Here is a 7,151-nt window from a genome sequence, read left to right on the forward strand (position 1 = left end):
TTTTCTAGTTTTTGAATCTTTTTATTACTTTCTAAAGCTAATATTTGTTGATTCTCCAACAGTTTATTTAATGTATTAACATTGCTATTTTGTTGATCTAGTTGTTTAGTTAAATTCTCAATATATTTTTCATCATTTTTAGCTCTAGTTTCAAAGATTTCTATTTGTTTTTCTAATTCATTTGCTTTTGTTTTTAATGTCTCAAAACTATTTGAATTATTATATATATACTTTTCAACCTCTGCAGTATTTTCATCAAATCTTTCTTTTTTTATTGATTTTTTATTTTGCGTTGTACTTTCTTTCTTAGTAATCTTTTCTATAATTTTCAAACAATCATTATCATTAATATAATTAATTCCATTTTCTTTTTCAAAAGATATATTTAAGCTTTTAGCATTATTAACAATAGTTTGTTTAGTTACATTCAATTCATCAGCAACCATTTTAATAGTTTTCATAACATCCATCCTTAGGTACCTAATTTAGTACCTAAATTTTACCACCTAACAAATATTTTTTCATCTTTTGCTATCTAACTTTACCGCCTATTTTACCACCTAAGAACCTAATTAGCCACCTATCGAAGATTTTCAACGCTTAATTAGGTACTAAACTAATAAACTTTATCATTTTGAAGTTGTAATGTGCTTTTAACTACACTTAAAACGCTTTATATACGATCTTAAAAGTGTTAATATTACTTTATGAATATTAAAAGAGCCGATGCTATTGGCGTAGCATCGACTCTCGGTAATAAAACGATTCGCATTCGTCTGTTTATATAATTTTTTGATACTTGTATTATATATATCTAATCATCTAAGTGCAAGCACAAAACATATAACTTACGTAAAAATTGTTTTATTACCTCAATCCAAAAAAGTGGAAATGAGGTTTTTATTATGCCCAATTTTGAGAAATACAATTTATCACAAGTAAAAACTGAAAGATTTTATCAACTACCTAAATATTTATTTGAAGATACATATTTTAAGAAAATGTCCGCAGAAGCCAAAATTATGTATGCATTATTAAAAGATCGTTTTGAATTATCCATCCAAAATGAATGGGTAGATAAAAATAATAACATTTACTTTATTTTCAGTAATAAACATTTGTGCGAGTATTTAGGTTATGCAGAGCAAAAAATCATAAAATTGAAAAAAGAGTTAATAAATTTTAATTTACTAACTCAAGAACGTGTTGGCCTTAATAAACCCAATAGATTATATTTATTAAAACCCAATTATGATATGGAAGTCAGTCATACCAAGGAACTTCCAAATTCACAGTTCCAGAACAATGAATTCGGAAGTTCTAGAACTGTGAATCTAAGTGGTCAAGAACTTCCAAATTCACAGTCTAATGATACTGACTTAAATGATACTGATAATATAGAAACTGATAATAATGATACGTATGATATGAATGATATATATAACAATTCAACAAGTCATAATCATTCGGATCATACAAATCATCAACAAATCGAATTTAATAATGATGCGCTTAAGTTCCAAGTACTCGAAGAATTGCCACAACAACTTCAAGATTATTTAAGTAAATTTGAAATTAGAGAAATCCGAATTATTAAAAGTGTATTACTCAAAGGGAAGAAATCATTTAATAATGCACATTATACCTATTATCGTTTAGAAGATGTTGAATTTGAAATTGTAAATGTGTTGAAACGTTTTAAAGCAATGCTGCTACAAAAGAATGAAACCGTCGAAACAATGCAAGGATATTTAATGCAATCCATTAAAGCTGAACTTGAAGAAACTCATGCACTTTATATGCGACGTCAAAATATGCCTATATATAATATTTTTAATGAATAATTAATATATTATTCATTAAATTCAAACTATTTTGCTGTTTTAAAAGAAAAATGCCTCTGCAAGAATTAAAAATCAGAACTACTTTTTGGATGATTTTATGCTAATTTTTAATTTGCATGTAGATGGTCCAGTGTCTAAAAATTCGGCACTGGTTTTACTCAAATTTTTGTTTGTGAAATACATTTATATTTATTTGGCTCTCATTTGCGTTTTAAGAGCCAATATAGGTTTTTAGGTATAAAAAGTATAATAACCCCTAATTCTTTAAAATGATCCCTTAAAATTAAAAAAGGGTATTTAAAATTTAATTAGTTCTTGTGATATATTTTATTTTTAAAAAGGAGCTCTAAATATTTTGAGGTTTTTGTATGTTTGTAAAAAATCATAGATATTTTAGTTGCTTTAGCAACAATTTTTGAAGAAGAAACAGCAAAATTATTAGCTAAGATTAAAGAGAAAAATAAAAAGTAGAAAAGTCAATAAAGCAATAAATTCTATAAAGTCATTGATATAAATAGTTAAGAGGTGGATATGACGATTATCGTTTTGTTATTATGCTCTATTATATTATTTTGTTTAGTAATTTATTTTTATAAAAAGAGCAATGATAATATTAAATTGAAGAAAAAAAAGAGAAAGCGCTAAATTTAAAGATTCTCGAATATACTAGTAAGGGTTATATTAATTCGTTAGAGGGCTTTGATGATTTATTACAAGTTCGTTTTAAAGATGAAGTTGAGTTTAATGAAATTAAAGGAAAATCTTCATTTATTGTGAATAAAAAATACTTATCCCAAAGTCACTTTAAATAAACTAACAAAAAGCGATTTGAAAAATATTTTGAAAATAGGATTTTTAATCTTATATGTTAATATATAGAGAGAAAAGGTAGAATCATTGATTCTACCTTTGAACATTCTTTGATTACGTTAGATTAACTATAAGCTTAGTTATAGAATAAATGAAGAACTATTTTTGTTTTATATTTATTTTAAATAAGTGTATTTAAAATTCGAATAACAATTGTGATGGGGGGATTTGTTCAAAAAGAAGTTTTTTTGGGCTATTAGTTTCTTTTATAACAATTTAATTCAACATATACTTTTACGTGTTTGTGTGAGAAAGCAACTCTGGCAATGGTGAAAACACGTAATAACCAACTAATATCCATACTATTGGCATAAAAATAAGAACAGTATAGTATAACCCTTTATAATTCTTTGAAGAATCACTTTTTCTATTTTTAATATAATAAAAAGTCGTTATAAGCATTGAAATAGTGAAAATAATAGTTATAATAACTAATAAATTATTACCGGCTCTTGTAGTTTCACCACCTAATACTATATCTTTTATTGCTACAAAAATCATGTTTATTAAAAATAGTAGACTACTAATTTTAAACATCTTTTCAAACATTAAAGCACCTCCTAAATATGGTTATACCTTATTTTAACATGTGTTACTATAATACCTTTTTCTTATTATAACTTCAAAAATTATGCCAAACGTTTTATCCTTTATATTATATACTTTTAGGAGTGGAATATATGGATATTCTATTTAGTATTGCTATAACTTACATTTTGATTCAAACATTGGTATCAGGAATTTTAAAAATTTATTCTTTTTCACATTTTTCTCTAAACACATATGGATTATTAAATCATAAGGTGAATTTAAAACTAATTAAATTTTGTTCATTTTTACTAATATTTATAGAAGTTTTTGTTCCACTAACTATATTTCTTTCACTGAAAATTTCTATATGGAGTATGACAATACTCTTATTAATGTATATTTTTTTTAGTTTATTTATAACGGTTTTAATATTTATAGGAAAAAAGGGCCAAGAATGTGATTGTTTTGGTACAAGATTAACAAGTAATATAAACTGGACCAAAGTGTCAATGAATATGCTTAGTGTATTAATTATATCTTGCTCTTTTAAATTTGATATCACCATACACGTATATTATATAATTATAAACTCTGTTTTTTTGTGTTTTTATTTCTATATAAAAACAATAATCAGATAGAAAGGGACGATGAAATTCATGGTATACATAATAGCTTTGTTACTGTTTGTTTTAATTATAAGCATCATATTTTTCTATAATAATATAAATAGAAAAATATTGGATTTGCAAGGCATCCCTATATCCTTACCTTTCCCATACAAAAATTTTAATTTAACAGAAAGTAAAAATTACATTTTTTGTTTAAGTACTCAGTGCCCCCACTGTGCTAAAATTATAGATGAGTTGCTGAGCTTAAATGACCACTTAAATAATGTCTATGTAATTTTTATAGACGATGAAGTTGCTGTAGATAACTACTTTAATACGAAAGGTTCATTCAATTTTAAAATTATAAAAGATATTAATTGGGAAGAATTATTCATTTCACAAACTCCATTTATGTATGTTGTAAATGAGAAAAATATCATTACTGAAAAAGGTATATTAAAAAACACTAAGAACTTAGAAATTTATTAAAAGTATTTTGGAGGATACTATGAAACAAAAAAACCCAGTTTTACATTTAGTTAATGAGATTGAAATTCCTAAATGGTTACTATTTTTCTCTGTTTTATTATCAGTAATAGGTAGTATATTTCAACTTATAGTTCCTTTATTCACTCAAAATATAGTTGATAATTTTTCAGAAGTCATAAAAAACAAATACTATATTATAGTATTTGTTTTCATTTTTTTGTTAAGTTCCATATTGAACGGATTAAGTATATATCTATTAACTAAATTAGGCGAAAATATAATTTATTCTCTAACTAACAAAGTTTGGAATCATATTTTAAGATTAAAAACGTCTTTTTTTGATAAAAATAGTAATGGTGAGCTATTAAGTAGAATTATAGATGACACTAAATCAATAAACAGTTTCATTACAGAAATTATACCATCTTTTTTTCCATCGATAATTGTACTATTTGGATCAATCTTTTTTTTATTTATGTTAGATTGGGAAACAGCTTTAATTGCTCTTATTTCAATACCTATGTATGTCATTTTAATAATACCAATAAGCAATGTAATGCAAAAACTTTCTTATAAAACACAACTTGAAACTGCTAAGGTTAGTGGTGTAATAGCTCATGTTTTATCTAAAATCAAATTAGTTAAACTTTCAAATTCAATTAATAAAGAGTTTCGTCAAACTAATTCATATTTACGAAATATATATTATTTGGGGGTGAAAGAAGGTGTTATCAATTCAATTGTAGTACCTCTTTCTACGTTAATTATGCTTGTTTCAATGGGTGGCGTATTAGGTTTTGGAGGATATAGAGTGGCATCTGGAGCCATATCTCCTGGCACGCTTATTGCTCTTATTTTTTATATGACTCAATTAACTGACCCTATTGAAAAAATATCTAGTCTCTTTACAGGATATAAAAAAACTATAGGTGCAAGTCAAAGACTTTCTGAAATATTAAGTGAAGAAAAAGAAAATTTACAAAATAATAATCTTAACATTTTAAATTCAGTAGATTTGTCATTTAATAACGTATCTTTCAGTTATGATGAAAGCAACCATGTTTTTACTAATTTATCCTTTACTATACCTAAAAATAAAATAACTGCTATAGTAGGTCCTTCCGGTTCTGGTAAAACAACTATTCTTAATTTGATTTCAAGACTATATGAAATTCAAAGTGGTTCAATTAAGTATGGAACTAATTCTATTTATGACTATTCTTTAATTAATTGGAGAAAAAATTTAGGATATGTTATGCAAAACTCTGGTGTATTGAATAGAACAGTGAAAAGCAATATTACTTATTCGCTACAAGAGACACCATGTATAGAAGATATCATTTATTATTCTAAGCTAGCGTCAACGCATGATTTTATAATGAAATTACCTAATGATTATAATACGCTTATTGGAGAAAAAGGAATTAATTTATCTGGCGGTGAAAAACAAAGGTTAGATATAGCTAGAAACTTTATAAAAACACCTGGGATTTTGTTGTTAGATGAAGCTACTTCAAATTTAGATAGCGAAAGTGAACACAAAATACAAGAATCTATAAAAAATGTTAGCAATGATAGAACAACAATAATAGTAGCTCATCGTCTTTCCACTGTACTAAAAGCTGATAAAATAATTTTTATCGATAATGGTGAAATTACAGGAATGGGTACTCATGCAGAGTTATTATCTAGACATTCAAAATATAAAAATATGATTGAGCTACAACAATTAAAGTAAGATATTCAGAATTATATGACATATACTGTTGAATATGTTATTCTCTAATCAAACATATATAAAGGAGGTATTCGTTATGGGTAAAACTCCACAAGTAAAGCCAGGCTTACCAAATCCTTGGACAACTGCAGCTCAAATTGTAACTGCAGCTTCTTGTAAACATCATACAAAATATTCTTGTGAAACGTCACCAGCAGAAACGAAACATCCAAAAGCTCCGGGCTCAAATTAAAAAAAGTGGCTAATTATTAGCCACTTTTTTTAATAAACCTTATTTTTTATAAATTGAATTAATACTTCATCTACAATTGATTTAGTCTTTTTCAATCATTTTCGTTAACTGAATTATAAAGTGGTTAGTAGAGGAATGCAAAGATTAGAATTAATCTACTATGCTTAAAAAATCATTTATCATTTCTGTAAATTCATACCTAATGTTACCATCGGAACCTTTATATTTTTCAACTTCTCTTTTTTAGTCAGATACATTTTTATTCCTTTCGATTCTAGCTCTTGCTTTTTCTCTCTATTTGCATTTTCATCGTTAGGTCCTATGTCAGAATCTTGTAATATACACCAAGGAATATTAAATTGTTCAATAACTTTTAAATTAATCCAAGATTTAAGATTTCCGCTACCACCTGTAGATAATAGTGCGAAACCTTTTTCTTCTAAATGTATATGGTATAGCATTACCTTCATTTAACTTATCACATAAGTGTCTTATAAAAATAATATCACTTTTTTCCTTCAACAAGTAAAATCGCTTTTTTATTCCTATCGATATTGTCCGGTAATACTCCTAAAGTAGAAACCATTTGTGAATATGCTTTATCAGTACCATATTGTATTTTATTGCGTTTATTATCAGAATCTATATGTCAAACTTTCTAATGGTAGCATAGATGCTAAATTTGGCGTATGGGTAGTTAATATTATTTGAGTTTGAAGAAAGAGAAAGAAATGACTCAATTAGCATTAATTGATGGTTGGGGTGTAATGATGTTTCAGACTCTTCAAAAGCATAAATAATATTTTGGGTTCTGTTGCAAAGTAAAAAATATAGCTAAC

General features: G+C 26.0%; 9 protein-coding genes. 5 read left to right on the forward strand and 4 right to left on the reverse strand.

The window, feature by feature from the left end:
- Positions 1 to 461: DUF536 domain-containing protein (locus HMPREF2663_RS07225; protein WP_141762237.1), on the reverse strand; the 461-nt coding region annotated here is incomplete at its 3' end.
- A gap of 444 nt (positions 462 to 905) precedes the next feature.
- On the opposite strand from HMPREF2663_RS07225, the gene HMPREF2663_RS07230 reads away from it, so the two are divergent.
- Positions 906 to 1,844 carry a replication initiator protein A gene (locus HMPREF2663_RS07230; protein ID WP_046044640.1) on the forward strand — a complete coding sequence of 313 codons (939 nt, stop codon included), beginning with the start codon at positions 906 to 908 and terminating at the stop codon, positions 1,842 to 1,844.
- 1,104 nt (positions 1,845 to 2,948) lie between these two features.
- Here HMPREF2663_RS07230 and HMPREF2663_RS07235 read toward each other — a convergent pair.
- Complete coding sequence (locus HMPREF2663_RS07235) at positions 2,949 to 3,263, reverse strand: hypothetical protein (protein WP_031770333.1); 315 nt, start codon at positions 3,261 to 3,263, stop codon at positions 2,949 to 2,951.
- Between the two features lie 131 nt (positions 3,264 to 3,394).
- On the opposite strand from HMPREF2663_RS07235, the gene HMPREF2663_RS13215 reads away from it, so the two are divergent.
- The 4 genes from HMPREF2663_RS13215 to HMPREF2663_RS12880 all read left to right on the forward strand — a co-directional run bounded on the left by HMPREF2663_RS13215 (position 3,395) and on the right by HMPREF2663_RS12880 (position 6,312).
- Positions 3,395 to 3,883: a MauE/DoxX family redox-associated membrane protein gene (locus HMPREF2663_RS13215; protein WP_031770331.1), complete on the forward strand. Its 489-nt coding sequence runs from the start codon at positions 3,395 to 3,397 to the stop codon at positions 3,881 to 3,883.
- 18 nt (positions 3,884 to 3,901) lie between these two features.
- A complete protein-coding gene (locus HMPREF2663_RS07245; protein WP_031770330.1) occupies positions 3,902 to 4,342 on the forward strand; it encodes a hypothetical protein in 441 nt (146 codons plus the stop codon).
- A gap of 19 nt (positions 4,343 to 4,361) precedes the next feature.
- Positions 4,362 to 6,080 (forward strand): ABC transporter ATP-binding protein, encoded by a 1,719-nt coding sequence (locus HMPREF2663_RS07250; protein WP_046044639.1) that lies wholly within the window; start codon positions 4,362 to 4,364, stop codon positions 6,078 to 6,080.
- Between the two features lie 76 nt (positions 6,081 to 6,156).
- Positions 6,157 to 6,312: a hypothetical protein gene (locus tag HMPREF2663_RS12880; RefSeq protein ID WP_002485021.1), complete on the forward strand. Its 156-nt coding sequence runs from the start codon at positions 6,157 to 6,159 to the stop codon at positions 6,310 to 6,312.
- Positions 6,313 to 6,491: 179 nt separating this feature from the next.
- Here HMPREF2663_RS12880 and HMPREF2663_RS07255 read toward each other — a convergent pair whose 3' ends face one another.
- Together HMPREF2663_RS07255 and HMPREF2663_RS13220 are read right to left on the reverse strand one after the other, a co-directional pair.
- The gene (locus HMPREF2663_RS07255; protein ID WP_031770370.1) at positions 6,492 to 6,782 is read right to left on the reverse strand and encodes a TOPRIM nucleotidyl transferase/hydrolase domain-containing protein; all 291 of its coding nucleotides are present in this window, start codon (positions 6,780 to 6,782) and stop codon (positions 6,492 to 6,494) included.
- Positions 6,783 to 6,954: 172 nt separating this feature from the next.
- Entirely contained in the window at positions 6,955 to 7,113 is a 159-nt protein-coding gene (locus HMPREF2663_RS13220; protein WP_123985656.1) for an AAA family ATPase, read from the reverse strand.
- Positions 7,114 to 7,151: the final 38 nt, after the last annotated feature.

The organism is Staphylococcus sp. HMSC077D08 (assembly GCF_001837945.1).
GTDB lineage: Bacteria > Bacillota > Bacilli > Staphylococcales > Staphylococcaceae > Staphylococcus > Staphylococcus epidermidis.